This is a genomic window from Cedecea sp. B1(4) (assembly GCF_059414925.1).
Window position 1 is genome coordinate 50,904 of sequence record NZ_JCAHMZ010000008.1, and the last position, 25,661, is coordinate 76,564.

Sequence of the window (25,661 nt, forward strand, 5' to 3'; positions counted from 1 at the left end):
ACGCTATAGTTACCGACTTCATTCCGTGAGCCAGAGTTGTTAATGACCACCATCCAGAACGTAATTTGTGATATCGACGGCGTGCTGATGCACGACAACGTCGCTGTGCCGGGCGCTAATGAATTTCTGGCACGTATTCTTGAAAAAGAAATGCCGCTGGTGCTGCTAACCAACTACCCTTCCCAGACCAGCCAGGATCTTGCCAACCGCTTTGCCTCCGCGGGCATCGACGTGCCGGAGAGCGTGTTTTACACCTCGGCCATGGCCACGGCCGATTTCCTCCGTCGTCAGGAAGGTAAGAAAGCCTACGTCGTCGGTGAAGGAGCGCTGATTCACGAGCTCTATAAAGCTGGATTTACCATTACCGACATCAATCCCGACTTTGTCATCGTCGGTGAAACCCGCTCTTTTAACTGGGAGATGATGCATAAAGCCGCTTACTTTGTGGCGAACGGGGCGCGTTTTATTGCCACCAACCCTGACAGCCACGGCCACGGATTTAGCCCGGCCTGTGGCGCGCTTTGCGCTGGCATTGAAAAAATCTCCGGGCGCGAGCCGTTTTATGTCGGCAAACCAAGTCCGTGGATTATCCGCGCGGCGCTTAACAAAATGCAGGCGCATTCCGAGCAAACCGTTATCGTCGGCGATAACCTGCGGACGGATATTCTCGCGGGCTTCCAGGCCGGCCTTGAAACCATCCTTGTTCTGTCTGGCGTCTCCAGCCTGAACAACGTTGACGATATGCCATTCAGGCCGAGCTGGATTTACCCCTCTGTGGCTGAAATCGATATCTTCTAATTCAGAATGCCGGCCCAGAGCCGGCATTTTTATATCGATAAAAAATTGCCGCGTAGCAGAAGCAAACCTCAGTGCAAATTGTTAAAAATTGACGATCCGTTAATTTTCACGCCCAAAACATCATCATTTTTCATAAATCAGCAATCCTCACTGCACTATTTATTAGCTGAAAGCTAAAACTCTTGCATTCCCTTCAGCGATTGAGCATTTTCATTACTAAGCAACGCAGCAAAGCCGCAGTAAAAGCAAAAATCGGCAACGCAGCACCACAACTCAAATCGCTCAGGCAAGTGTACGGAGAAGTTATATGTGTTCTATCTTTGGCGTTCTGGATATCAAAACTGATGCAGTTGAATTGCGCAAAAAAGCGCTGGAATTATCGCGCCTGATGCGCCACCGTGGCCCGGACTGGTCAGGTGTTTACGCCAGCGATAAAGCGATTCTTGTGCACGAACGTCTGTCCATCGTTGACGTCAATGCGGGCGCTCAGCCGCTGTACAACACTGAAAAAACTCACGCCCTGGCGGTTAACGGCGAAATCTACAACCACCAGGCTCTGCGCGCCGAATACGGCGACCGCTATACCTTCCAGACCGGTTCAGACTGTGAAGTCATCCTGGCGCTGTATCAGGAAAAAGGCCCTGACTTCCTTGATGAGCTGCAGGGGATGTTCGCCTTCGCACTTTACGACAGCGAGAAAGACGCTTACCTGATTGGCCGTGACCACATTGGTATTATCCCGCTGTATATGGGCCACGATGAACACGGCAACCTGTACGTCGCTTCAGAAATGAAAGCCCTTGTGCCTGTTTGCCGCACCATCAAAGAGTTCCCGGCGGGCAGCTACCTGTGGAGCAAAGACGGCGAAATTCGCAGCTACTACCAGCGCGACTGGTTCAGCTACGAAGAAGTAAAAGACAACGTCACGGACAAAAACGCGCTGCGCCAGGCGCTGGAAGATTCCGTGAAGAGCCACCTGATGTCGGACGTGCCTTATGGTGTTCTGCTGTCCGGCGGGCTGGACTCTTCCGTAATTTCCGCGATCACCAAGAAATTTGCCGCGCGTCGCGTAGAAGATGAAGAGCGCAGCGAAGCGTGGTGGCCGCAGCTGCACTCCTTCGCCGTCGGCCTCGAAGGTTCTCCTGACCTGAAAGCTGCGCAGGAAGTCGCTAACCACCTGGGCACGGTTCACCACGAGATCCATTTCACCGTGCAGGAAGGTCTGGATGCGATCCGCGATGTTATCTATCACATCGAAACTTATGATGTGACAACGATCCGCGCTTCAACACCGATGTACCTGATGTCGCGTAAGATTAAAGCGATGGGCATCAAAATGGTGTTGTCCGGGGAAGGCTCTGATGAGGTATTCGGCGGTTATCTGTACTTCCACAAAGCGCCAAATGCCAAAGAACTGCATGAAGAAACCGTGCGTAAACTGCAGGCTCTGCACATGTTTGACTGTGCCCGTGCGAACAAGGCGATGTCTGCCTGGGGCGTTGAAGCCCGCGTGCCGTTCCTGGATAAAAAATTCCTCGACGTGGCAATGCGCATCAACCCGCAGGACAAAATGTGCGGCAACGGCAAAATGGAGAAGCATGTCCTGCGCGAGTGCTTCGAATCCTACCTGCCGGCAAGCGTGGCGTGGCGCCAGAAAGAGCAGTTCTCTGACGGCGTGGGCTACAGCTGGATTGATACGCTGAAAGAAGTGGCCGCTGAACAGATTAGCGACCAGCAGTTGGCCACCGCCGCCTACCGCTTCCCGTACAACACACCGGGCTCGAAAGAAGCCTATTTGTACCGCGAAATCTTTGAAGAGCTATTCCCGCTGCAAAGCGCGGCAGAATGCGTACCTGGCGGCCCGTCAGTAGCCTGTTCTTCCGCAAAAGCAATCGAATGGGATGAGTCGTTCAAAACCATGAACGATCCATCAGGACGCGCGGTAGGTGTGCACCAGGCCGCCTATTAATCGCTGATTTAGCTTAAAACAACGGGCCTTATGGCCCGTTGTCGTTTCTGTATTACTGTCGCGGCTTTATCCCTGTTTTTAAGCGGAATTAAAAACAAAAACGTGCGTTATTGTCGATATTTCAAGCAAGCTGTTCGCAAGTCATTCAAACGAGCATTCTGAGCGGGTTTTCGGGAAAAAACTAGTTGACGCTGTAGAGTCAACTCAGCATAATGCGCCCCGCAACGCCGATAAGGTAGCGCGTAAAAAGATGGCTACGTAGCTCAGCTGGTTAGAGCACATCACTCATAATGATGGGGTCACAGGTTCGAATCCCGTCGTAGCCACCATCTTTTTTATGCGGGAGTGGCGAAATTGGTAGACGCACCAGATTTAGGTTCTGGCGCCGCAAGGTGTGCGAGTTCAAGTCTCGCCTCCCGCACCATTTATCTCTCGCGTTGCACGGATGGGGTATCGCCAAGCGGTAAGGCACCGGTTTTTGATACCGGCATTCCCTGGTTCGAATCCAGGTACCCCAGCCATTATTTTTCGATACATGCGGTTCACCGCGACGGTTATTGGGGTATCGCCAAGCGGTAAGGCACCGGTTTTTGATACCGGCATTCCCTGGTTCGAATCCAGGTACCCCAGCCATCGAAAAATATGATAGAGTTTGGCTACGTAGCTCAGCTGGTTAGAGCACATCACTCATAATGATGGGGTCACAGGTTCGAATCCCGTCGTAGCCACCATACAAAGGAATTATTGATTAACTTCGGTAAATCCAAAAAAATTGTTGGGGTATCGCCAAGCGGTAAGGCTCTGGTTTCTGATACCAGCATTCCGAGGTTCGAATCCTCGTACCCCAGCCAATTTCAAAAGTCGCTCACTCTGTGAGCGCACCCTGTTGGGGTATCGCCAAGCGGTAAGGCTCTGGTTTCTGATACCAGCATTCCGAGGTTCGAATCCTCGTACCCCAGCCACACACTGAAAAGCCCGCGCAAGCGGGCTTTTTGCTATCTTGAATTTGGTCCTCATAAGCAGAGCGGTAAACCGCCCTGCTCATCTTCATTATAATCCCAGGGCGTATTTCAGCGCTTTACGCTTCAGGCCACCCGCTCTTTCCGCCGCCATCAGCCCAATATTTCGCACCACACGCAGCGGCCCCAGGTTATTGCTAAATCCCGTATAGAACAGATCCATTCCACTCTGCATCAGGAAATTATCCGCCTGACGGCGTCTCTGATAACGTTTCAGGATAGCCTCGCTCGCCCAGGCTTCTGCATGGCTACGGGCACCGATCAGGACATCAAGCAAAGCATCCACGTCACGATATCCCAGATTAACGCCCTGCCCGGCCAAAGGATGAATCGTATGCGCTGCGTCCCCTATCAGCGCCAGCCCCGGCTGGACGTACTGCAAAGCGTGTCGACGAGTCAGCGGAAATGCCCCACTGGCAACCGGCGTAATCGCCCCGAGTCGCTGAGGGAAAGCGGCCTTAATCGCTTTTTGCAGCTGGGGCATGTTCATTCCCTGCAACTGCCGAATACGTGCCGGTGTGTCATACCAAACCAGAGAGGCCCAGTTATCGAACAGCGGTAGGAAAGCGTGCGGCCCTGTCGGCGTGAAATGCTGCCAGGTACTATCCCCCGGCTCAAACTCGCATTTAACGGTAATCAGCATACAGGCTTGGCGATACTGCCAGGCATGTATGCCAATCCCCGCCCATTTTCTGATCTGGGAATTCGCGCCATCCGCGCCAATCACCATTTCAGCATTGAGTGAAGCGCCGTCATCAAAGTCGAGCGCCCAACCTGCTGCCTGGCGATGGATTTGCCGCAGTCTCGCCGGGCAACGTAAAGAGATATTCGAATTTGCCTCAAGCGCTTGCCAAAGCACACGCTGCAGCACGTTATTCTCGACCATGAAGCCCAGCCCGGGTAAGCCCAGTTCTTCGGCATTAAAGCTAACGTGTGCGCTCTCCCATTCCCAGGTTTCCAGCCTGCGATAAGGATGTGCCCGCATCGCTAAAACGCTGTCCCAGACGCCAAGAGACTTGAGCAGGCCAACCGATGCGCTACTGATGGCAGAAATTCGGACATCAGGCTGGCTACCTGGAACAAAAGCCTCAGGGGCATGATGTTCAATCACCGTCACACGGAAACCGTGCTGTGCCAGCCCCAGCGCTGCCGCCGCGCCGACCATACCGCCGCCAACAACGGCTACTTCAATTGGTTGATTTACCATAAGTCTCTTTCCTTCATTCATCTTTGCTGATTCTACTGGCTTTTCCCAGGCTGGTCACATCCATAGCAAAGCATTACACTATCCGGCTTAATTCCTGACTTCACCTTGAGCAATGGCAAGTCGATGACAAAAAAACTCCATATAAAAACCTGGGGCTGCCAGATGAACGAATACGATTCATCGAAGATGGCCGACCTGCTGGACAGCACCCACGGCTTTACGCTGACCGATAACGCGAATGAAGCGGACGTTCTGCTGCTGAACACTTGTTCTATTCGCGAAAAAGCCCAGGAAAAGGTGTTTCACCTGCTGGGGCGCTGGAAGCATATCAAAGCCAAACGCCCGGACGTGATCATTGGCGTCGGCGGCTGCGTTGCCTCTCAGGAAGGAAAAAAAATTCGCCAGCGGGCGCACTATGTAGATATCGTCTTTGGGCCACAAACCCTGCACCGCCTGCCGGAAATGATCAACCAGGTTCGCGGCACCCGCAGCCCGGTAGTGGACGTCAGCTTCCCGGAAATCGAAAAATTTGACCGCTTGCCGGAGCCAAAGGCCGACGGCCCGACCGCCTACGTCTCCATCATGGAAGGCTGCAACAAATATTGCACCTATTGCGTGGTGCCTTATACCCGTGGCGAAGAAGTGAGCCGCCCTTGCGACGATATTCTGTTTGAAATCGCTCAACTGGCGGAACAGGGTGTGCGTGAAGTGAACCTGCTGGGTCAAAACGTTAACGCATACCGCGGCGCGGCTTACGACGGCGGCATCTGCTCGTTTGCCGAACTCCTGCGTCTGGTTGCAGCGATTGACGGTATCGACCGCATTCGCTTCACCACCAGCCACCCGATTGAATTTACCGATGACATTATCGAAGTGTACCGCGACACGCCGGAGCTGGTGAGTTTCCTGCACCTGCCGATTCAAAGCGGCGCTGACCGCGTACTGAATATGATGGGCCGTACGCATACCGCGCTGGAGTATAAATCAACAATTCGCAAGCTGCGCGCTGCGCGCCCGGACATCCAGATCAGCTCAGACTTTATCGTGGGCTTCCCGGGCGAAACCAGCCAGGACTTCGAGCAAACCATGAAGCTGATTGCTGACGTCAACTTTGACACAAGCTTTAGCTTTATTTTCTCTGCTCGTCCGGGCACTCCGGCGGCCGACATGGTTGATGACGTGCCGGAAGAAGAGAAAAAACAGCGTCTTTATATCCTGCAGGATCGTATTAACCAGCAGGTAATGGAATGGAGCCGTAAAATGCTGGGTACGGTGCAGCGTATTCTGGTGGAAGGGACTTCGCGTAAAAGCATTATGCAGCTGTCCGGCCGTACCGAAAATAACCGTGTGGTGAACTTCGAAGGGACGCCGGATATGGTAGGGAAATTCGTGGATGTTGAAATCACCGAAGTCCTGACTAACTCCCTACGTGCGAAGCTGGTGCGCACAGAAAGCGAAATGGGCCTGCGTATTGCTGAAACCCCGGCTTCCGTTATTGCTCGTACCCGCAAAGAGAATGACATTGGCGTTGGCACTTACCAGCCCTAATCCTCTCCACAGCCTGTCGGAACGGTAATTCCGCGTCCCGGCAGGCTGTCTCATTGTTTGCACTTGCATTCTGAAGGCATCACCCAAATATCAATTGTGACGCTTGCGCCATCACGCTGCGGGATAAATAATTTCCCTGTAGCCGAACCGTATTTTCGGCTACGCGAGACCGTTTACTCTAACTGGCCCCGAGTGACCCAGAGGATAAGTTTGAATATCGAAACACGTGAATTAACGCTGGAACCGGCGGATAACGCCCGTCTGCTTAGTCTGTGCGGCCCTTTTGATGACAACATCAAACAGCTGGAACGCCGACTGGGGATTGAAATCAACCGCCGTGACAATCACTTCAGGCTCACCGGTCGTGAGCTTTCCGTTAACGCCGCTGCGAATATTCTGCGACATCTGTACGTAGACACCGCGCCAATGCGCGGCCAAAGCCAGGATATCGACCCGGAACAAATTCATCTGGCTATTAAAGAAAGCCGGGTGCTGGAGCAAACGGCCGACAGCGTGCCGGATTACGGTAAAGCTATCCATATTAAAACTAAGCGTGGCGTCATTAAGCCACGTACGCCTAATCAGGCGCAGTACATCGCGAATATTCTCGACCACGACATCACATTCGGCATTGGCCCGGCAGGGACAGGGAAAACCTATCTTGCCGTTGCCGCCGCGGTTGATGCGCTGGAGCGCCAGGAGATCCGCCGTATTCTGCTGACCCGCCCGGCGGTTGAAGCGGGTGAAAAACTGGGCTTCCTGCCCGGCGATTTAAGCCAGAAGGTTGACCCGTACCTGCGCCCGCTATACGACGCGCTGTTTGAAATGCTGGGCTTCGAGAAAGTCGAAAAGCTGATTGAGCGCAACGTTATCGAAGTGGCCCCGCTCGCCTACATGCGAGGCCGTACCCTAAACGATGCCTTTGTCATTCTCGATGAAAGTCAGAACACCACCACCGAACAGATGAAAATGTTCCTGACCCGTATAGGCTTCAACTCCAAGGCGGTGATTACCGGCGATGTGACGCAGATAGACCTGCCGCGTAACCTCAAGTCCGGCTTACGTCATGCTATCGACGTCCTGTCCGAGGTGGATGAAATCAGCTTCAACTTCCTTAACAGCGAAGACGTGGTACGCCACCCGGTTGTGGCCCGCATTGTTAACGCCTATGAAGCCTGGGAAGCCGCCGATCAAAAACGCAAAGACGAGCTTGCCGCCGAGCGTAAACGTGAAGCCCTTGCCCTGCAGGCTACCGCTCAGGAGAGCAAATGAGTCAGGTTATTTTAGATTTACAGGTTGCCTGCGAAGCAGAAAGCGGCCTGCCGGATGAAGCACAAATTCAGCGCTGGTTGGATGCGGTTATTCCTCAGTTTCAGCCAGAGTCCGAGGTCACCGTTCGTCTGGTAGACGAAGCCGAAAGCCACGACCTGAACCTGACCTATCGCGGGAAAGATAAATCCACCAACGTGCTTTCTTTTCCGTTTGAAGCCCCGCCAGGGATCGAGCTTCCGCTGCTGGGAGATCTGATCATCTGCCGTCAGGTGGTTGAGCAGGAAGCCAAAGAACAAGAGAAGCCGCTGGAAGCCCACTGGGCACATATGGTTGTACACGGCAGCCTGCATCTGCTCGGTTACGACCACATCGAAGATGATGAAGCCGAAGAGATGGAAGCGCTGGAAACAGAGATAATGCTTGCTCTTGGGTATGCCGATCCGTACATTGCCGAGAAAGAGTAGTCGGCTCAGGGCTTTCCCTTTGCCGCCGTCACGCGCAGGCAGTGCACCATCAGGCTGCCTGTTAGTATTTGATTTATATGAGGCCTAAAACCTAACGCCATGAGCGACGACAATTCACAGAATAGTGACACGCCGGAAGCCAAAAAGGGATTCTTCTCCCTCATTCTCAACCAGCTGTTTCACGGTGAACCGAAAAACCGTGACGATCTGCTGACGCTTATTCGTGATTCTGAGCAAAACTCTCTGATAGACCAGGACACCCGTGACATGCTCGAAGGGGTTATGGATATCGCTGACCAGCGCGTCCGCGATATCATGATCCCGCGTTCGCAGATGGTGACGCTCAAACACAACCAAACGCTGGACGAGTGCCTCGATGTCATTATCGATTCCGCTCACTCCCGTTTCCCGGTGATAAGCGAAGACAAAGATCACATCGAAGGGATTCTGATGGCGAAAGATCTGCTGCCGTTCATGCGCAGCGACTCTGAGCCTTTCAGCATGGAAAAAGTGTTACGTCAGGTGGTTGTCGTGCCTGAAAGCAAGCGGGTTGACCGCATGCTGAAAGAGTTTCGTCAGCAGCGCTATCATATGGCAATTGTCATTGATGAATTTGGCGGCGTTTCAGGTCTCGTGACGATCGAAGATATTCTCGAACTGATTGTCGGGGAAATCGAAGATGAGTACGACGACGAGGAAGACGGCGATTTCCGTCAGCTGAGCCGCCATACGTGGACGGTGCGCGCCCTCGCCTCGATTGAAGACTTCAACGAAACCTTCGACACGCACTTTAGCGATGAAGAAGTCGACACCATCGGTGGTCTGGTGATGCAAGCCTTTGGGCACCTGCCAGCCCGTGGCGAAACCATTGAAATAGATGGTTACCAGTTCAAAGTCGCCATGGCCGATAGCCGTCGTATTATTCAGGTTCATGTCAGAATTCCGGACGACTCGCCGCAACCTAAACTGGACGAATAACTCAGCTATGGCTATAGCTCAACTTCTTCAACGCCAGCGCATTCGCCTGCTGCTGGCGCTTTTCTTTGGGGCCTGCGGAACGCTGGCTTTTTCCCCTTATGATTTCTGGCCAGCCGCTATTGTTTCTCTTGCTGGCTTGCAGGGCCTGACGCTTAACCGTCGCCCGGTACAAAGCGCCGCGATTGGCTTCTTCTGGGGGCTTGGGCTGTTCGGCAGCGGGGTCAACTGGGTCTATGTCAGCATCGCACAGTTTGGCGGTATGCCGGGCCCGGTGAACGTGTTCCTGGTGGTTCTGCTGGCCGCTTATTTGTCGCTCTACACAGGTTTGTTCGCCGGTATTCTCAGCAAGCTGTGGCCAAAAACAACGTGGTGGCGCGTAGCTATTGCCGCTCCGGTCGTCTGGCAAATTACCGAATTCCTGCGCGGCTGGGTGCTGACCGGCTTCCCCTGGCTACAGTTTGGCTACAGCCAGATCGATGGCCCACTGAAAGGCATCGCGCCGATTTTTGGTGTCGACACCATTACCTTCCTACTGATGATTATCAGTGGCCTTCTGGTGTACGCCCTGCAGGCACGGAAATGGGCTCCTGCGGTGGTTTCTGCGGCTTTACTTTTATTACCCTGGCCGCTTCGCAACATTCAATGGTTCCAGCCTCTGCCAGAGCGTTCCGTTGACGTAGCGATGGTACAAGGCAACATTCCCCAGTCCCTGAAGTGGAATGAAAGCCAACTGCTGGACACGCTGAAAATTTATCTGGATAAAACAGAGCCGGAGATGGGCAAAGCCAAGCTTATCATCTGGCCGGAATCGGCTATCTCCGATCTGGAAATTAATCAGCAGCAGTTCCTCGCCATGATGGATGACCTGCTGCGGGCAAAACACAGCTCATTAATTACCGGTATCGTCGATGCGCGTCTGAATAAGCAAAACAGGTACGATACCTACAACACCATTATCACGCTCGGTGAAGGTAGCCCTTACAGCTACACCAGCAGTAATCGCTACAACAAAAACCACCTTGTGCCATTCGGTGAGTTTGTGCCGCTTGAATCGATTCTGCGCCCACTGGCCCCGTTCTTCGATCTGCCCATGTCATCGTTCAGCCGTGGGCCCTATGTTCAGCCGCAATTGCTCTCTAACGGCGTCAAGCTGACGGCAGCAATCTGCTACGAAATTATCCTGGGTGAACAAGTTCGGGACAATTTCCGGCCAGACACTGACTTCCTGCTGACTATCTCCAACGATGCCTGGTTCGGTAAATCCATCGGCCCATGGCAGCACCTGCAAATGGCGCGTATGCGCTCGCTGGAGCTGGGGCGGCCTTTGCTGCGCAGCACTAACAACGGCGTAACTGCCGTGGTCAACGCCGAAGGTGAGATCACTAACATCATCCCGCAGTTCACTCGCGAAGTGCTGGAAGCGAAAGTCACACCGACCACTGGCTTAACGCCTTATGCACGCTTCGGCTTCTGGCCGCTGTGGGTGGTGACCGCTTTATTCGGTTTTACCGCACTGGTGATAAGCCTGCGTAACCGCAGCAAAAAGTAGCACACCCTTCTCGCTCATAGAGGCCGGCAAATTTGCTGGCCTTTTTCATTTCTGGCACAAGCTTTGCTAGATATAAACAGTTGAAATCAAATAGCTGGCGCAAAGACGCCCTGTGGCCTGGCTGTATCGGGCAGTGAAAAATGCATGCACCAAAAAGCGACATCGCAAGCACCGTTATAGTGCACTGACATATCTTTGCCTTTAAATGGTGCGGCGCGCTTCGCAAAAATAAACATCTTATTAGCAATTTCTTTACATTCAGCTAGGTTAGATGCTAACAAAAGGGCATTGCATGACGCTTTTAGCAGCATGAAAAAACAACAAAACACAACACTCACATCGGATACCGGTGCCTCCTCTGGCACTAAGATTAAGGAGTTGGATATGCAATTACGTAAACTGGCCACGGCAATGCTGGTGATGGGCATGAGCGCCACAATGGTTCATGCAGAAGACGCGACGCCTCAGCAGTCAACGCTGGATAAAATCAAAGCCAACGGCGTTATCGTGGTCGGCCACCGTGAATCATCTGTACCTTTCTCTTACTACGACAATCAGCAAAAAGTGGTTGGCTACTCTCAGGACTACTCTAATGCCATCGTAGAAGCGGTGAAAAAGCAGCTGAATAAGCCTGATCTGCAGGTAAAACTCATTCCTATCACCTCTCAGAACCGTATTCCGCTGCTGCAAAACGGCACCTTCGATTTTGAATGTGGTTCCACCACCAACAACGTAGAACGTCAAAAGCAAGCCGCATTCTCCGACACCATCTTCGTTGTCGGCACCCGTTTGCTGGTGAAAAAAGGCGGCCCAATTAAAGACTTCCCTGACCTGAAAGGGAAAACCGTTGTTGTGACCTCTGGTACCACTTCCGAAATCCTGCTCAACAAGCTGAACGACGAGCAGAAAATGGGCATGCGTATTATCAGCGCCAAAGACCACGGTGACTCCTTCCGTACCCTGGAAAGCGGGCGTGCCGTTGCCTTTATGATGGATGATGCCCTGCTGGCCGGTGAACGTGCGAAAGCTAAACAGCCGGATAACTGGGAGATCGTCGGCAAGCCACAGTCCCAGGAAGCCTACGGCTGTATGCTGCGTAAAAATGACCCAGAGTTTAAAAAGCTGATGGATACCACCATCGCGCAGGCACAAACCTCCGGTGAAGCCGCGAAATGGTTCGATAAATGGTTTAAACAACCAATTCCACCGAAAAACCTCAACATGAACTTCGACCTTTCTGACGAAATGAAAGCGCTGTTCAAGGAACCAAACGACAAAGCTCTCAACTAATTAGAAACACAGGGGCCGGAAAAATCCGCCCTCCCGATTGACGAACTGAAGCCAGGACAGACTATGCGTTGGTGGGTCGTTCCCCCACCAGCGTGAAGGTGCCCAAAAACGCAGACAAAGATCTGCTTCAGGGCACCGGCTTCTCATCAATCTTCGAGGGTAGCCTGCGCTACCCTCTTTTTTTTATCTCGGAGTAAGTTATGTCTATAGACTGGAACTGGGGAATCTTTTTACAGCCCGCCCCGTTCGGCAACACAACCTATCTGGGCTGGATTTGGAATGGCTTCCAGGTCACCGTCGCCCTGTCAATAACTGCATGGATCATTGCTTTTCTGGTGGGGTCTCTGTTTGGTATTTTGCGTACGGTCCCTAACAAATTCCTGTCCGGGCTAGGTACGCTTTACGTTGAACTCTTTCGCAACGTTCCCCTGATCGTCCAATTCTTTACCTGGTATCTGGTGGTGCCTGAACTGCTGCCGGAAAACATTGGCATGTGGTTTAAGTCCGAGCTGGATCCCAATATTCAGTTCTTCCTCTCGTCAATGATTTGCCTCGGGCTGTTTACCGCCGCTCGCGTTTGTGAACAGGTACGAGCCGCAATTCAATCCCTGCCTCGCGGCCAGAAGAACGCGGCTCTGGCAATGGGACTGACGCTGCCTCAGGCCTATCGCTACGTGCTGTTGCCTAATGCCTATCGCGTTATTGTGCCGCCGATGACCTCCGAAATGATGAACCTGGTGAAGAACTCGGCCATCGCTTCAACCATTGGTCTGGTGGATATGGCGGCGCAGGCTGGCAAGCTGCTGGATTACTCGGCACACGCCTATGAATCCTTTACGGCGATTACCCTTGCCTATGTACTGATCAACGCCGTCATCATGGGCGTGATGTATGTGGTAGAACGTAAAATTCGCCTGCCTGGCAATATGGGGGGCAAATAATGCTCGATCTTGACTGGAGTTCTATTCTACCTGCCCTGCCTTACTTAATGCAGGGGCTGGTCATTACGCTCAAAATCACCGTTACCGCGGTGGTGATCGGTATTGTCTGGGGCACGCTGCTGGCCGTCATGCGCCTGTCGAGCTTCAAGCCGATCGCGTGGTTTGCTACCGCTTACGTGAACGTTTTCCGCTCCGTGCCGCTGGTGATGGTACTGCTGTGGTTCTACCTTGTCGTACCGGGCTTTCTGCAGTCGGTGCTTGGCCTATCGCCAAAAACCGATATTCGCCTGATTTCCGCGATGGTCGCCTTCTCCATGTTTGAAGCCGCCTACTATTCAGAAATCATTCGCGCCGGTATTCAGAGTATTTCCAGAGGGCAGTCAAATGCCGCCCTGGCGCTGGGCATGACCCACTGGCAATCGATGAAACTCATCATCCTGCCGCAGGCCTTCCGCGCGATGGTGCCGCTGCTGCTAACCCAGGGCATCGTTTTGTTCCAGGATACCTCGCTGGTGTACGTTTTAAGCCTGGCAGACTTCTTCCGCACCGCCTCCACCATTGGCGAGCGTGACGGCACACAGGTCGAGATGATCCTGTTTGCCGGCCTGGTCTATTTTGTGATTAGCCTCAGTGCATCGCTGTTGGTCAGCTACTTGAAGAAAAGGACTGTGTAATGATTACCCTGAAAAATGTTTCTAAATGGTATGGTCACTTTCAGGTGCTGACCGAGTGCTCCACCGAAGTGAAGAAAGGCGAAGTTGTCGTCGTGTGCGGGCCTTCTGGTTCTGGCAAATCCACGCTGATTAAAACCGTCAACGGCCTTGAGCCCGTACAGAAAGGCGAAATCCTGGTGAACGGCACCCAGGTGAACGACAAGAAAACCAATCTGGCGCAGCTCCGCTCCCACGTTGGCATGGTGTTCCAGCACTTCGAGCTGTTCCCTCACCTGTCGATTATCGATAACCTGACGCTTGCCCAGGTCAAAGTGCTGAAGCGTGATAAAGCCGCCTCCCGCGCCAAAGGGTTAAAATTACTCGAGCGCGTAGGGCTTGCCGCCCACGCCGATAAATATCCGGCGCAGCTTTCCGGCGGCCAGCAGCAGCGTGTGGCGATTGCCCGCGCTCTGTGTATGGATCCTATCGCAATGCTGTTTGACGAACCAACCTCAGCGCTCGACCCGGAAATGATCAACGAAGTACTGGACGTCATGGTTGAATTGGCCAATGAGGGCATGACCATGATGGTGGTGACCCACGAAATGGGCTTTGCCCGCAAAGTGGCAAACCGCGTGATCTTTATGGATGAGGGAAAAATTGTCGAAGACTCAAACAAAGACGACTTCTTCAATAATCCTCAGTCTGAACGTGCCAAAGACTTCCTGGCGAAGATCCTGCACTAGCGTTACGCGCCACAGTAAAAAGCCTTCCTTGCGGAAGGCTTTGATGTTGATGACAAAGAGGAAAAAAGCGTGATTTTTCCCTCTTTGTGGTTATCAGCCGAAAATCAATGAATTGATTTTCCAGTTGTTTAACAAGCCGCCGGGTGTTTCTTCTCTCGCCAGAGGTTTGCCATCAGTCTGAAAGCCTTCCTTGCGGAAGGCTTTTTTTAAGGCTCAAACGGCCGACGATGAAATTGATTATGGCCGCATTTCGGGCAAACCGGCAGCACATCAGGGGTGTAAATCGCAATGTGATGATGACAGTTTTCACACACCAGATTGCCTAACCCAACAACTTCCCCGCTGTGATACACCCCATGATGGCTGAGATCTTTAAACACTTCCCGCCACTCAAGCTGGGTTTTGTCGGTAATGTCCGCCAGCTCCTGCCATAAACTCTCTTTAATCACCCGCATAAAAACGCTGTCGGTGAACTCTTCCTGACTTTCCCCGTAGCTACGAGCAAACTCTTCAAGGTCACGGCGCACCGCACGCGTTACCTCTTCTATCTCCGTTCGGGTCAGCTCGCCTGTATCATTCATCTGCTTACGGGCGCTGGCAACCAGCGCATCAATATCGCGCTCACCCTTGCGTAGCCGTTCACTTAGCGATTCGACCAGTTCCCGATAAAATTGAGCAACCTTGTTCATCGTTAGCCTGCCTCCTTGAAGGATTCCCGCGTTTGCGGCGTGGTAACTGACTCTAATAGTAGACGTTAATCCGGCAACGCTTTGTTAGATTAGCCACACCCTGGGTAAAAAACTGCAAGCGTTACGGAACGGTGAAATGGTTACTGAGGGCGTTGAAAGGCTGTTTTGCCGCTGTCGAATCGGCTATGCTATGGCGATCTAAACTCGAATTCATTAAAGGCTACGTTTCGTAGCCGTCTTTCATACACAGGACTACTGGCTGCCATGCAAGAGCAATACCGCCCGGAAGAGATAGAATCCAATGTCCAGCAACACTGGCAAGAGAACCGTACTTTTGAAGTGACCGAAGACGAAGGCAAAGAGAAATACTACTGCCTCTCCATGTTGCCCTATCCTTCCGGCCGACTACATATGGGCCACGTCCGTAACTACACTATCGGCGACGTTATCGCACGCTACCAGCGTATGCTGGGTAAAAACGTCCTGCAGCCGATCGGCTGGGATGCATTCGGCCTGCCGGCTGAAGGCGCCGCGGTAAAAAACAACACCGCGCCAGCCCCGTGGACCTACGACAACATCAATTACATGAAGAACCAGCTGAAAACGCTGGGATTCGGTTACGACTGGAGCCGTGAACTGGCTACCTGTACGCCTGAATACTATCGCTGGGAACAACAGTTCTTCACTCAGCTGTACAACAAAGGTCTGGTTTACAAAAAAACCTCCGCGGTTAACTGGTGCCCGAACGATCAGACCGTGCTGGCGAATGAGCAGGTTATCGACGGCTGCTGCTGGCGCTGCGACACCAAAGTTGAGCGCAAAGAGATCCCACAGTGGTTCATCAAAATCACCGCCTACGCCGACGAACTGCTGAACGACCTGGATACACTGGATCACTGGCCGGATCAGGTTAAAACCATGCAGCGCAACTGGATTGGCCGTTCCGAAGGCGTGGAAATCACCTTCGACGTACAAAACAGCGCCGAGAAGCTGACCGTTTATACAACCCGCCCTGATACCTTTATGGGTGTGACTTATCTGGCCGTTGCCGCCGGTCACCCTCTGGCGCAGCAGGCTGCAGTCAATAATCCTATCCTTGCCGAATTCATTGAAGAATGCCGTAACACCAAAGTGGCCGAAGCCGACATGGCGACCATGGAGAAGAAAGGCGTCTCCACCGGCATTAATGCCATTCATCCGCTGACCGGCGAAAGCGTTCCGGTTTGGGTGGCCAACTTCGTGCTGATGGAATACGGCACCGGTGCCGTGATGGCCGTTCCAGGCCACGATCAGCGTGACTGGGAATTCGCCACAAAATACAGCCTGCCAATCAAGCCTGTAATTCTGAATGCCGACGGCAGCGAGCCGGACCTTTCCGCCTCCGCAATGATCGAAAAAGGCGCGCTGTTTAACTCTGGCGAGTTCGACGGTCTGGACTTCCAGCAGGCGTTTAACGCCATTGCCGATAAACTGGCCGCTAAAGGCGTGGGCGAGCGTAAAGTGAACTTCCGTCTGCGCGACTGGGGCGTTTCACGTCAGCGTTACTGGGGTGCACCAATCCCAATGGTTACCCTTGAAGACGGCACAGTGATGCCAACCCCGGAAGATCAGTTGCCGGTTATTCTGCCGGAAGACGTGGTCATGGACGGCATCACCAGCCCGATTAAAGCCGATCCTGAGTGGGCGAAAACCACCGTCAACGGCATGCCTGCGCTGCGTGAAACCGACACCTTCGACACCTTTATGGAGTCCTCCTGGTACTACGCGCGCTACACCTGCCCTCAGTACGACAAAGGCATGCTGGATTCCAAAGCCGCCAACTACTGGCTACCGGTGGATATCTACATCGGCGGGATTGAACACGCCATCATGCACCTGCTTTACTTCCGCTTCTTCCACAAGCTGATGCGCGATGCTGGCATGGTGACTTCCAACGAACCAGCCAAACAGCTGCTTTGCCAGGGCATGGTGCTGGCGGACGCCTTCTATTACACCGGCGTTAACGGCGAGCGTAACTGGGTTTCTCCAGTCGACGCTATCGTTGAGCGCGATGATAAAGGCCGCATTGTCAAAGCCCGTGACGCAGAAGGCCGTGAACTGGTCTATGCTGGCATGAGCAAAATGTCGAAGTCGAAAAACAACGGCATCGACCCACAGGTCATGGTTGAACGCTACGGCGCGGATACCGTGCGTCTGTTTATGATGTTTGCTTCACCTGCGGACATGACGCTTGAGTGGCAAGAATCCGGCGTTGAAGGCGCCAACCGCTTCCTGAAACGCGTCTGGAAACTGGTCTACGAACACACCAACCGTGGTGCTGCGCCAGCGCTGGACATTGCTGCCCTGGGCGAAGATCAAAAAGCCCTGCGTCGCGATGTGCATAAAACCATTGCTAAAGTGACCGACGATATCGGCCGCCGTCAGACTTTCAACACCGCCATCGCTGCCATCATGGAGCTGATGAACAAACTGGCAAAAGCACCGCAGGACGGCGAACAGGATCGTGCGCTGCTGAACGAAGCGCTGCTGGCCGTTGTACGTATGCTGTATCCGTTCACCCCCCACGTTTGTTTCGATATGTGGCAGTCGCTGGGTGGTGAAGGTGATGTGGATAACGCACCGTGGCCGCAGGCTGACGAAAAGGCAATGGTCGAAGACTCTCGCCTGGTGGTCGTTCAGGTTAACGGTAAAGTACGCGGTAAAGTCACCGTGCCTGCCGATGCTACTGAAGAACAAGTGCGCGAGCGCGCCGGTCAGGAACATCTGGTCGCGAAATATCTTGAGGGTGTAACCGTACGTAAAGTGATTTACGTTCCGGGTAAACTGCTCAACCTGGTTGTGGGCTAAGCGCAGGAGGAAGCGTGCGACATCCCTTTATCACCCTGTTAGTAACCCTGGCGGTGCTGGTCACCGCTGGATGTGGTTTTCACCTGCGTGGTAACACGCAGGTCCCTTCAGAGATGAAGACGCTGATCCTCAACTCTGGCGATCCTAACGGCCCGCTAACGCGTGAAATTCGTAAACAGCTGCGCTTAAACGGCGTAACGATTGTTGACGATACCGGCACTGGCGTACGCAAGGATATTCCATCCCTGCGCGTGGGTGGCTTCGGTCTTGGTCAGGACACGGCTTCAGTGTTCCAGAACGGCCAGACGGCGGAATACCAGATGGTAATGACCGTCAATGCTCAGGTCCTGATCCCGGGTCACGATATTTATCCAATCAGTGCGAAGACATACCGTTCATTCTTTGATAACCCACTGACCGCCCTGGCAAAAGACGCAGAGCAGGATCTGATCATCAAAGAGATGTACACCAGTGTTGCCCAACAGCTGGTCCGCAAACTGATGGCAGTTCACGCGGCTGACCTTGCAGCAACAAAAGACGAGGAAAAGCCCGTTAGCGCAGTGAAACCAGCCGAACCTGCAGGCCGGGTGTCCACCACTCTGCCGGCAACCTCTGTTAGCAAATGATCCGAGTGTACCCAGAACAACTCCACGCGCAGCTCAATGAAGGGCTGCGCGCGGCGTATCTGCTGTTAGGTAACGACCCTCTCTTATTACAGGAAAGCCAGGATGCGGTGCGCAAACACGCCCAGCAAAACGGCTTTGAAGAACATCACACCGTTCAGATAGAAGCCACCACGGACTGGCAGGCGCTGTTTTCGATTTGCCAGGCTCTGAGTCTGTTTGCCAGCCGCCAGACGCTGCTCTTACTGCTGCCGGAAAACGGTCCCAACGCCGCCATTAACGCTCAGCTAGAAACACTGGTTAGCCTGCTTCACGACGATATTCTGTTACTGGTTCGCGGCAACAAACTGACGAAAGCGCAGGAAAATGCCGCCTGGTTCACCCAGCTGGCAAACCGCTCCGTGTTGGTGACCTGCCAGACGCCAGAACAGGCCAATCTGCCCCGCTGGGTATCTCAGCGCGCAAAACAGATGAATCTGACGCTGGACGAGGCTGCCAATCAGCTGCTCTGCTACTGCTATGAGGGCAATTTGCTGGCGCTTTCTCAGGCATTAGAGAGGCTGTCGCTCATCTGGACAGACGGTAAATTGACGCTACCGCGCGTTGAGCAAGCCGTAAACGATGCAGCCCATTTCACGCCTTTTCACTGGGTAGATGCGCTGCTCGCCGGAAAGAGCAAACGAGCGCTGCATATATTGCAGCAGCTTCGTCTGGAAGCCAGCGAGCCGGTCATTCTGCTGCGAACCCTGCAGCGGGAACTGCTGCAACTGGTCAATCTCAAACGTCAGTCAGCAACGACGCCCTTACGGACGCTGTTCGATCAGCAACGCGTGTGGCAAAACCGCCGCCAGTTGGTGACTGAAGCGCTCAATCGTGTTTCTTCGGAACAGCTTTATCAGGCCGTTCGTTTACTGACGCGTATCGAACTGACGCTGAAGCAGGACTACGGGCAGTCAGTCTGGGACGAACTCGAAGGCCTTTCTCTGCTGATCTGCCATAAAGCCTTACCGGAAATCTTCATTGATGCCTGATTCCTCTTTGTTAGCGCTGTACGGCGGCACCTTTGATCCTATCCATTATGGTCATTTGAAATCCGTTGAAGCGCTGGCCCGGCTGGTGAAACTCAGAAGCGTCACCATCATGCCCAATAATGTGCCGCCGCATCGCCCACAGCCGGAAGCGAGCAGCGCGCAGCGCAAAGAGATGATTGAGCTAGCAATAGCAGGCAACCCGCTTTTCACGCTGGATGACCGGGAGCTGACCCGGTCGACACCGTCATGGACCGTGGAAACGCTGGAGCAGCTTCGCGCCGAGCTGGGGCCAAAACAGCCGCTGGCATTTATTATTGGCCAGGACTCATTGCTCAGTCTGCACCGCTGGCACCGCTGGGAAACGCTGCTCACGCTGTGTCACCTGTTGGTCACCCAGCGGCCCGGCTATCCGCTAACCATGGAAACGCCCGAACAGCAAACGTGGCTCGCGCAAAACGTCACTGATTCTGTCTTAACACTGCACCAGCAGCCCGCCGGGAAAGTCTTTCTAGCCCCAACGCCGCTCTACGATATCTCCGCAACCACCATTCGCCATCGGCTTGAGAGCAATCAGCCTTGCGACGATCTGCTCCCGCCTGATGTACTGGCTTTTATTCTCCAGCACGGGCTTTATCGCTAAGCGTTGGGCTCGTCTAAATTACGGGAGGAGAACGGTGAAGCGCACTGGATTACGCTATTATGATTTACCGGGAAAGCCAGCCATTGACACCACTTCTCAGGCTGTTATGCTCCGCTGCCATAATTTCCTGCCCGTAATCCGGCTTTTCTGAAATAGTTTTACAAAAATGGCAATGCAAACTCCGGCGCGCAATGGGATGATAGCCCGCGATTCGCGCTGGCCGGCCAATTTTTCAGCCAAAGCCGCCTGCCCTGCTGGTCCAGGGTTATTACGGGCTAAACCAAACACTCTCATTCTCTCAGGGGGAACACTTGCAGGGTAAAGCACTTCAGGATTTCATTGTCGATAAAATCGACGACCTCAAAGCCCAGGACATCATCGCAATTGATGTTAAAGGCAAATCCAGCATCACCGATTGCATGGTTATCTGCACCGGGACATCTAACCGCCACGTCATGTCAATTGCTGAACACGTTGTGCAGTCCTCCCGCGAAGTTGGCCTGTCGCCGATGGGCGTGAAAGGCATCAACGCTTCCGACTGGGTTGTTGTCGATCTGGGCGAAATTATCGTTCACGTAATGCAGGAAGAGAGCCGCCAGCTGTACGAACTGGAAAAACTCTGGAGCTAACGGGTGAAGCTGCAACTGGTGGCCGTTGGAACCAAAATGCCTGACTGGGTGCAGACAGGCTTTACAGAGTACCTGCGTCGCTTCCCGAAAGATATGCCTTTTGAGCTGGTAGAAATTCCGGCTGGAAAACGCGGTAAAAATGCCGATATCAAACGTATCCTTGAAAAAGAGGGTGAAATGATGCTGGCCGCCGCGGGCAAAGGTAATCGAATCGTGACGCTGGATATTCCCGGTCAACCGTGGGATACCCCCCAGCTTGCCACGCAGCTCGAGCGCTGGAAGCAGGATGGCCGAGATGTCAGCCTGTTAATCGGTGGCCCCGAAGGATTAGCACCAGCCTGTAAGGCCGCTGCCGAGCAAAGCTGGTCGCTCTCCACGCTAACCATGCCCCATCCGCTGGTCAGAGTGCTGGTGGCGGAAAGTCTCTATCGGGCGTGGAGCATTACCACCAACCACCCTTACCATCGTGAGTAAACCTGAGCGGGTAATACGAAGCAGCGAATGAAATTACAGAATTCTTTTCGCGACTATACTGCTGAGTCTGCGCTCTTTGTGCGCCGGGCGCTGGTCGCTTTTATCGGCATTTTGCTGCTTACCGGCGTGCTGATCGCCAACCTTTATAATCTGCAAATCGTTCGCTTTAACGACTATCAGACGCGGTCCAATGAAAACCGCATCAAGCTGGTGCCTATCCCGCCCAGCCGCGGCATTATTTACGATCGTAACGGTACCCCGCTGGCGCTGAACCGCACCATCTATCAAATCGAGATGATGCCGGAGAAAGTTGATAGCGTTCAGGATACGCTGGAGGCGCTGCGCCCGGTGGTTGACCTGACCGATGACGATATCGCGAATTTCAAGAAAGAGCGTGCCCGCTCGCACCGCTTCACCTCCATTGCGGTCAAAACTAACCTGACGGAAGTTCAGGTTGCCCGCTTTGCCGTAAACCAGTACCGCTTCCCGGGTGTGGAAGTGAAAGGCTACAAACGCCGCTTCTATCCTTATGGCTCCGCGCTAACCCACGTCATTGGCTACGTTTCTAAAATCAACGACAAAGACGTTGAGCGCCTGGATAAAGAAGGCAAGCTGGCCAACTACGCCTCGACCCACGACATCGGCAAGCTCGGTATCGAGCGCTATTACGAAGATGTCCTGCACGGGCAAACGGGCTACGAAGAGGTTGAGGTTAACAACCGTGGCCGCGTCATCCGCCAGCTTAAAGAAGTGCCGCCTCAGGCAGGGCATGACATTTATCTGACCCTAGATCTGAAGCTGCAAACCTACATCGAAACTCTTCTCGCAGGGAGTCGTGCCGCAGTGGTCGTTACAGATCCACGTACGGGCGGCATTCTGGCGCTGGTTTCTATGCCAAGCTATAACCCGAACCTGTTCGTCGACGGTATCTCCAGCAAAGACTACTCGGGCCTGCTAAACGACCCGAACACGCCGTTAATTAACCGCGCGACTCAGGGCGTGTATCCACCGGCCTCTACCGTGAAGCCTTATATGGCAGTTTCTGCATTGAGCGCCGGAGTGATCACCCGCAACACCTCGCTGTTTGACCCCGGCTGGTGGCAACTGCCCGGCTCGGAAAAACGCTACCGCGACTGGAAAAAGTGGGGCCACGGCCGCCTGAACGTCACAAAATCCCTGGAAGAATCGGCGGATACCTTCTTCTACCAGGTCGCCTATGACATGGGGATCGACCGCATTGGCGAATGGATGAGTAAGTTTGGCTACGGTCACCTGACGGGCATCGACCTTTCAGAAGAGCGCGCGGGCAACATGCCGACGCGCGAGTGGAAGCTGAAGCGCTTTAAAAAACCGTGGTATCAGGGTGACACCATTCCGGTCGGTATCGGCCAGGGGTACTGGACGGCCACGCCAATCCAGATGAGCAAGGCGATGATGATCCTGATCAACGACGGTATCGTTCGCGTTCCGCACCTGCTGATGAGCACCACCGAAAACGGTAAACAGGTGCCCTGGCAGCAGCCGACTGAAGCGCCGGTGGGCGACATCCACTCTGGCTATTGGGAAATAGCCAAAGACGGGATGTATGGCGTAGCCAACAGGCCTAACGGTACTGCGCATAAATACTTCGCGAATGCGCCTTATAAAGTGGCAGCAAAATCAGGTACTGCGCAGGTCTTTGGCCTGAAAGCCAACGAAACGTATAACGCGCATAAAATTGCCGAACGCCTACGTGACCACAAGCTGATGACAGCATTTGCGCCGTATGACAACCCACAGTACGCCGTGACCATGATTCTGGAGAACGGCGGCGCAGGCCCGGCCGTCGGGACCATCATGCGTCAGATCCTCGACCACGTCATGTTAGGGGATAACAACACGGTACTGCCGTCGGAAGCACCGGCCGCTTCGGCCGCAGAGGATCAATAAGCATGACTGACAATCCTAATAAAAAAACAATTTGGGATAAGGTTCACCTCGACCCGACCTTCCTGGTGACCATCCTCGCGCTGCTGGTGTTCAGCGCCCTGGTGGTATGGAGCGCCAGCGGCCAGGATATGGGCATGATGGAGCGTAAAATCGGCCAGATCCTGATGGGGCTGGTGATTATGGTCGTCATGGCGCAAATTCCGCCTCGCGTCTACGAAGGCTGGGCGCCCTATCTCTATATCTTCTGTATTATTCTGCTGGTGGCGGTTGATGCCTTCGGGGCCATTTCAAAAGGGGCCCAGCGCTGGCTCGATCTGGGCTTCGTGCGTTTCCAGCCTTCGGAAATCGCCAAGATAGCCGTTCCGCTAATGGTTGCCCGCTTTATTAACCGCGACGTTTGCCCGCCCACGCTGAAAAACACCGGCATTGCGCTCGTCCTGATCTTCATGCCGACCCTGCTGGTCGCCGCCCAGCCGGACCTGGGCACCTCCATTCTGGTCGCCGCATCGGGCCTGTTTGTGCTGTTCCTTTCCGGCATGAGCTGGCGACTTATTCTGGTTGCCGTTCTGCTGGTAGCCGCCTTCGTGCCGATCCTGTGGTTTTTCCTGATGCATGACTACCAGCGCGCGCGCGTGATGATGCTGTTAGATCCAGAAAGCGATCCGCTCGGCGCGGGCTATCATATAATTCAGTCCAAAATCGCCATCGGCTCCGGGGGCCTGCGCGGCAAGGGCTGGCTGCACGGCACGCAGTCGCAGCTAGAGTTCTTGCCCGAACGTCATACGGACTTTATCTTCGCGGTGCTTGCGGAAGAGCTAGGCTTAGTGGGCATTCTGGTGCTGCTGGCGCTCTATCTGCTGCTGATCATGCGCGGCCTGTTTATTGCCGCTCGAGCACAGACCACCTTTGGCCGCGTAATGGCCGGCGGGCTGATGCTGATCCTGTTCGTCTATGTATTTGTAAATATTGGCATGGTTAGTGGTATCTTACCGGTGGTCGGCGTACCGCTGCCGCTCGTCAGCTACGGGGGGTCGGCGCTAATCGTGCTGATGGCCGGGTTTGGTATCGTCATGTCGATACATACTCACAGAAAAATGTTATCAAAAAGCGTGTAACTGGATGAGGTGCGCAATGGGTAAGCAAAAACGGTGGGCTGGCGTCTGCATCGCAGCAGCGTTACTGGCAGCATGTTCGTCAAATGATGAGAGTCAGCAGCCGGTTAATCAGGCGCCACAGCCGGCCGTGTGCAACGGTCCAGTCGTGGAAATCAGCGGCGCCGAGCCACGTTACGAGCCGCTGAATCCGTCAGTTAACCAGGATTATCAGAACAACGGCAAAAACTACAAAATTGTTCAGAATCCAGCAAACTTCAGCCAGGCAGGCTTCGCGGCTATCTACGATGCCGAACCAGGCAGCAACCTGACCGCCTCTGGCGAAGCGTTTGATGCTAATGCGCTGACCGCAGCACACCCGACGCTGCCTATTCCAAGCTATGCGCGAATCACTAACCTCGCGAATGGTCGCATGATTGTGGTTCGCATCAACGATCGCGGCCCTTACGGCAACGATCGGGTGATCTCGCTGTCTCGCGCGGCAGCAGACAGGCTGAACACCTCAAACAATACCAAAGTCCGTATTGACCCTATTATCGTTGCACAGGATGGCACCATGTCCGGTCCAGGTACGGCCTGTACGACTATCGCCAAACAGACCTATGCGCTGCCGGCCCGTCCGGATCTTAGCGGCGGTATGGGAAGCGCCTCCTCCCCTGCTCAGCCAGCGGCACCACAGGGCGATGTGCGCGCCATCAGCAACTCGACGCTGCAAAGCGCGGACACCACCGGCGCACCTGTTCAGAGCAGCGGTTTTCTCGGTGCTCCTACGCCACTTGCGGCAGGGGTGATAGAAACACCTGATGCTCCGGCAACGGCTGCAGCAGACCCCGCGACGCAGCAACCTGTCGCAGCAACAGCGACACCAGCCGTGGCACCTACTCCGCCAGTCGCCCCACAGCCAGCGCCGATCGTTGAGCAGCCAGCGCCTGCCGTTTCTGCGCCAGTCACCGCACCGGGTTCAACTCAAGGTCACGTTCAGCGCAGTGTAGCTGCAGCAAGCGTACCCGCCAGCAGCGGCCGTTACGTTGTTCAGGTCGGTGCCGTGAGCGACGGCGCACGCGCCAGCCAGTGGCAGCAGAAGTTAAGCCAGCAGTTTGGCGTGCCGGGCGCAGTTTCTCATAACGGCACCGTGTATCGCGTTCAGCTTGGCCCGTTCAGCAGCCGTACGGAAGCCACCGCCCTGCAGCAGCGCCTGATGTCGGAAGCGCAACAGCAGTCATTTGTGACCAACGCTCCCGCTATGTAAAGCT

General features: G+C 54.1%; 23 protein-coding genes and 7 tRNA genes. 27 read left to right on the forward strand and 3 right to left on the reverse strand.

Annotation, left to right across the window (positions count from 1 at the left end; all coding sequences use genetic code 11):
- Positions 1–42: 42 nt before the first annotated feature.
- From ACR6JA_RS17320 to ACR6JA_RS17360, 9 genes are all read left to right on the forward strand, one after another.
- Entirely contained in the window at positions 43–798 is a 756-nt protein-coding gene (locus ACR6JA_RS17320; RefSeq protein ID WP_008456091.1) for an HAD-IIA family hydrolase, read from the forward strand.
- A 307-nt stretch (positions 799–1,105) separates the two neighbouring features.
- Positions 1,106–2,767, forward strand: coding sequence for an asparagine synthase B (asnB, locus tag ACR6JA_RS17325; protein WP_166875832.1), 1,662 nt, complete (start codon positions 1,106–1,108; stop codon positions 2,765–2,767).
- Positions 2,768–3,019: 252 nt separating this feature from the next.
- Positions 3,020–3,096, forward strand: a tRNA-Met gene (locus tag ACR6JA_RS17330).
- A 10-nt stretch (positions 3,097–3,106) separates the two neighbouring features.
- A tRNA-Leu gene (locus tag ACR6JA_RS17335) sits at positions 3,107–3,191 on the forward strand.
- A 22-nt stretch (positions 3,192–3,213) separates the two neighbouring features.
- Positions 3,214–3,288: transfer RNA gene (locus tag ACR6JA_RS17340), tRNA-Gln, on the forward strand.
- 37 nt (positions 3,289–3,325) lie between these two features.
- Positions 3,326–3,400 (forward strand) — tRNA-Gln (locus tag ACR6JA_RS17345).
- A 21-nt stretch (positions 3,401–3,421) separates the two neighbouring features.
- A tRNA-Met gene (locus ACR6JA_RS17350) sits at positions 3,422–3,498 on the forward strand.
- A gap of 45 nt (positions 3,499–3,543) precedes the next feature.
- Positions 3,544–3,618, forward strand: a tRNA-Gln gene (locus ACR6JA_RS17355).
- Between the two features lie 36 nt (positions 3,619–3,654).
- Positions 3,655–3,729: transfer RNA gene (locus ACR6JA_RS17360), tRNA-Gln, on the forward strand.
- An 88-nt stretch (positions 3,730–3,817) separates the two neighbouring features.
- Here ACR6JA_RS17360 and ubiF read toward each other — a convergent pair.
- Positions 3,818–4,993, reverse strand: a complete 1,176-nt coding sequence (gene ubiF / locus ACR6JA_RS17365) for a 3-demethoxyubiquinol 3-hydroxylase (protein ID WP_494494085.1) — start codon at positions 4,991–4,993, stop codon at positions 3,818–3,820.
- Positions 4,994–5,116: 123 nt separating this feature from the next.
- Between ubiF and miaB the strand changes: the two genes are divergently transcribed.
- From miaB to lnt, 5 genes are all read left to right on the forward strand, one after another.
- Positions 5,117–6,541: a tRNA (N6-isopentenyl adenosine(37)-C2)-methylthiotransferase MiaB gene (miaB, locus tag ACR6JA_RS17370; protein ID WP_494494084.1), complete on the forward strand. Its 1,425-nt coding sequence runs from the start codon at positions 5,117–5,119 to the stop codon at positions 6,539–6,541.
- A 210-nt stretch (positions 6,542–6,751) separates the two neighbouring features.
- Positions 6,752–7,813 (forward strand): PhoH family protein, encoded by a 1,062-nt coding sequence (locus ACR6JA_RS17375; RefSeq protein WP_213713354.1) that lies wholly within the window; start codon positions 6,752–6,754, stop codon positions 7,811–7,813.
- Complete coding sequence (gene ybeY / locus ACR6JA_RS17380; protein WP_008456081.1) at positions 7,810–8,277, forward strand: rRNA maturation RNase YbeY; 468 nt, start codon at positions 7,810–7,812, stop codon at positions 8,275–8,277. The genes ACR6JA_RS17375 and ybeY overlap by 4 nt, the downstream gene beginning before the upstream one ends.
- A gap of 99 nt (positions 8,278–8,376) precedes the next feature.
- Positions 8,377–9,255 carry a CNNM family magnesium/cobalt transport protein CorC gene (gene corC / locus ACR6JA_RS17385; protein ID WP_008456079.1) on the forward strand — a complete coding sequence of 293 codons (879 nt, stop codon included), beginning with the start codon at positions 8,377–8,379 and terminating at the stop codon, positions 9,253–9,255.
- A gap of 7 nt (positions 9,256–9,262) precedes the next feature.
- Complete coding sequence (gene lnt, locus ACR6JA_RS17390) at positions 9,263–10,804, forward strand: apolipoprotein N-acyltransferase (RefSeq protein ID WP_213713352.1); 1,542 nt, start codon at positions 9,263–9,265, stop codon at positions 10,802–10,804.
- Between the two features lie 86 nt (positions 10,805–10,890).
- On the opposite strand, the gene ACR6JA_RS17395 is transcribed toward lnt, so the two are convergent.
- Complete coding sequence (locus ACR6JA_RS17395) at positions 10,891–11,142, reverse strand: hypothetical protein (protein WP_494494083.1); 252 nt, start codon at positions 11,140–11,142, stop codon at positions 10,891–10,893.
- A 46-nt stretch (positions 11,143–11,188) separates the two neighbouring features.
- Here ACR6JA_RS17395 and ACR6JA_RS17400 point away from each other — a divergent pair, with 46 nt between their 5' ends.
- From ACR6JA_RS17400 to ACR6JA_RS17415, 4 genes are all read left to right on the forward strand, one after another.
- A complete protein-coding gene (locus ACR6JA_RS17400; protein ID WP_008456075.1) occupies positions 11,189–12,094 on the forward strand; it encodes an amino acid ABC transporter substrate-binding protein in 906 nt (301 codons plus the stop codon).
- A 200-nt stretch (positions 12,095–12,294) separates the two neighbouring features.
- The gene (locus tag ACR6JA_RS17405; protein ID WP_008456073.1) at positions 12,295–13,035 is read left to right on the forward strand and encodes an amino acid ABC transporter permease; all 741 of its coding nucleotides are present in this window, start codon (positions 12,295–12,297) and stop codon (positions 13,033–13,035) included.
- Complete coding sequence (gltK, locus tag ACR6JA_RS17410; protein ID WP_039301099.1) at positions 13,035–13,709, forward strand: glutamate/aspartate ABC transporter permease GltK; 675 nt, start codon at positions 13,035–13,037, stop codon at positions 13,707–13,709. Before ACR6JA_RS17405 ends, gltK begins: the two co-directional genes overlap by 1 nt.
- A complete protein-coding gene (locus tag ACR6JA_RS17415) occupies positions 13,709–14,434 on the forward strand; it encodes an amino acid ABC transporter ATP-binding protein (protein WP_213713350.1) in 726 nt (241 codons plus the stop codon). The genes gltK and ACR6JA_RS17415 overlap by 1 nt, the downstream gene beginning before the upstream one ends.
- Positions 14,435–14,640: 206 nt before the next feature.
- Here the strand turns inward: ACR6JA_RS17415 and ACR6JA_RS17420 are convergent, their stop codons facing one another.
- Positions 14,641–15,123, reverse strand: a complete 483-nt coding sequence (locus ACR6JA_RS17420) for a zinc ribbon-containing protein (RefSeq protein ID WP_008456066.1) — start codon at positions 15,121–15,123, stop codon at positions 14,641–14,643.
- A gap of 264 nt (positions 15,124–15,387) precedes the next feature.
- Here ACR6JA_RS17420 and leuS point away from each other — a divergent pair, with 264 nt between their 5' ends.
- The 9 genes from leuS (at position 15,388) to rlpA (ending at position 25,657) form a co-directional block, all read left to right on the forward strand.
- The gene (leuS, locus tag ACR6JA_RS17425) at positions 15,388–17,970 is read left to right on the forward strand and encodes a leucine--tRNA ligase (protein WP_213713346.1); all 2,583 of its coding nucleotides are present in this window, start codon (positions 15,388–15,390) and stop codon (positions 17,968–17,970) included.
- A gap of 14 nt (positions 17,971–17,984) precedes the next feature.
- Positions 17,985–18,596 carry an LPS assembly lipoprotein LptE gene (gene lptE / locus ACR6JA_RS17430; protein ID WP_213713344.1) on the forward strand — a complete coding sequence of 204 codons (612 nt, stop codon included), beginning with the start codon at positions 17,985–17,987 and terminating at the stop codon, positions 18,594–18,596.
- Positions 18,593–19,624 carry a DNA polymerase III subunit delta gene (holA, locus tag ACR6JA_RS17435; RefSeq protein WP_213713342.1) on the forward strand — a complete coding sequence of 344 codons (1,032 nt, stop codon included), beginning with the start codon at positions 18,593–18,595 and terminating at the stop codon, positions 19,622–19,624. Before lptE ends, holA begins: the two co-directional genes overlap by 4 nt.
- Positions 19,617–20,264: a nicotinate-nucleotide adenylyltransferase gene (nadD, locus tag ACR6JA_RS17440; protein ID WP_213713340.1), complete on the forward strand. Its 648-nt coding sequence runs from the start codon at positions 19,617–19,619 to the stop codon at positions 20,262–20,264. The genes holA and nadD overlap by 8 nt, the downstream gene beginning before the upstream one ends.
- A gap of 311 nt (positions 20,265–20,575) precedes the next feature.
- Positions 20,576–20,893: a ribosome silencing factor gene (gene rsfS / locus ACR6JA_RS17445; RefSeq protein ID WP_008456058.1), complete on the forward strand. Its 318-nt coding sequence runs from the start codon at positions 20,576–20,578 to the stop codon at positions 20,891–20,893.
- Positions 20,894–20,896: 3 nt separating this feature from the next.
- Entirely contained in the window at positions 20,897–21,367 is a 471-nt protein-coding gene (gene rlmH / locus ACR6JA_RS17450) for a 23S rRNA (pseudouridine(1915)-N(3))-methyltransferase RlmH (protein WP_008456055.1), read from the forward strand.
- 27 nt (positions 21,368–21,394) lie between these two features.
- Positions 21,395–23,296: a peptidoglycan DD-transpeptidase MrdA gene (mrdA, locus tag ACR6JA_RS17455; RefSeq protein WP_213713338.1), complete on the forward strand. Its 1,902-nt coding sequence runs from the start codon at positions 21,395–21,397 to the stop codon at positions 23,294–23,296.
- Between the two features lie 2 nt (positions 23,297–23,298).
- Complete coding sequence (gene mrdB, locus ACR6JA_RS17460; protein ID WP_008456051.1) at positions 23,299–24,411, forward strand: peptidoglycan glycosyltransferase MrdB; 1,113 nt, start codon at positions 23,299–23,301, stop codon at positions 24,409–24,411.
- Positions 24,412–24,427: 16 nt separating this feature from the next.
- On the forward strand, positions 24,428–25,657 hold the full coding sequence (gene rlpA, locus ACR6JA_RS17465; protein ID WP_494494082.1) for an endolytic peptidoglycan transglycosylase RlpA: 1,230 nt from the start codon (positions 24,428–24,430) through the stop codon (positions 25,655–25,657).
- The last annotated feature ends 4 nt before the right edge of the window (positions 25,658–25,661 follow it).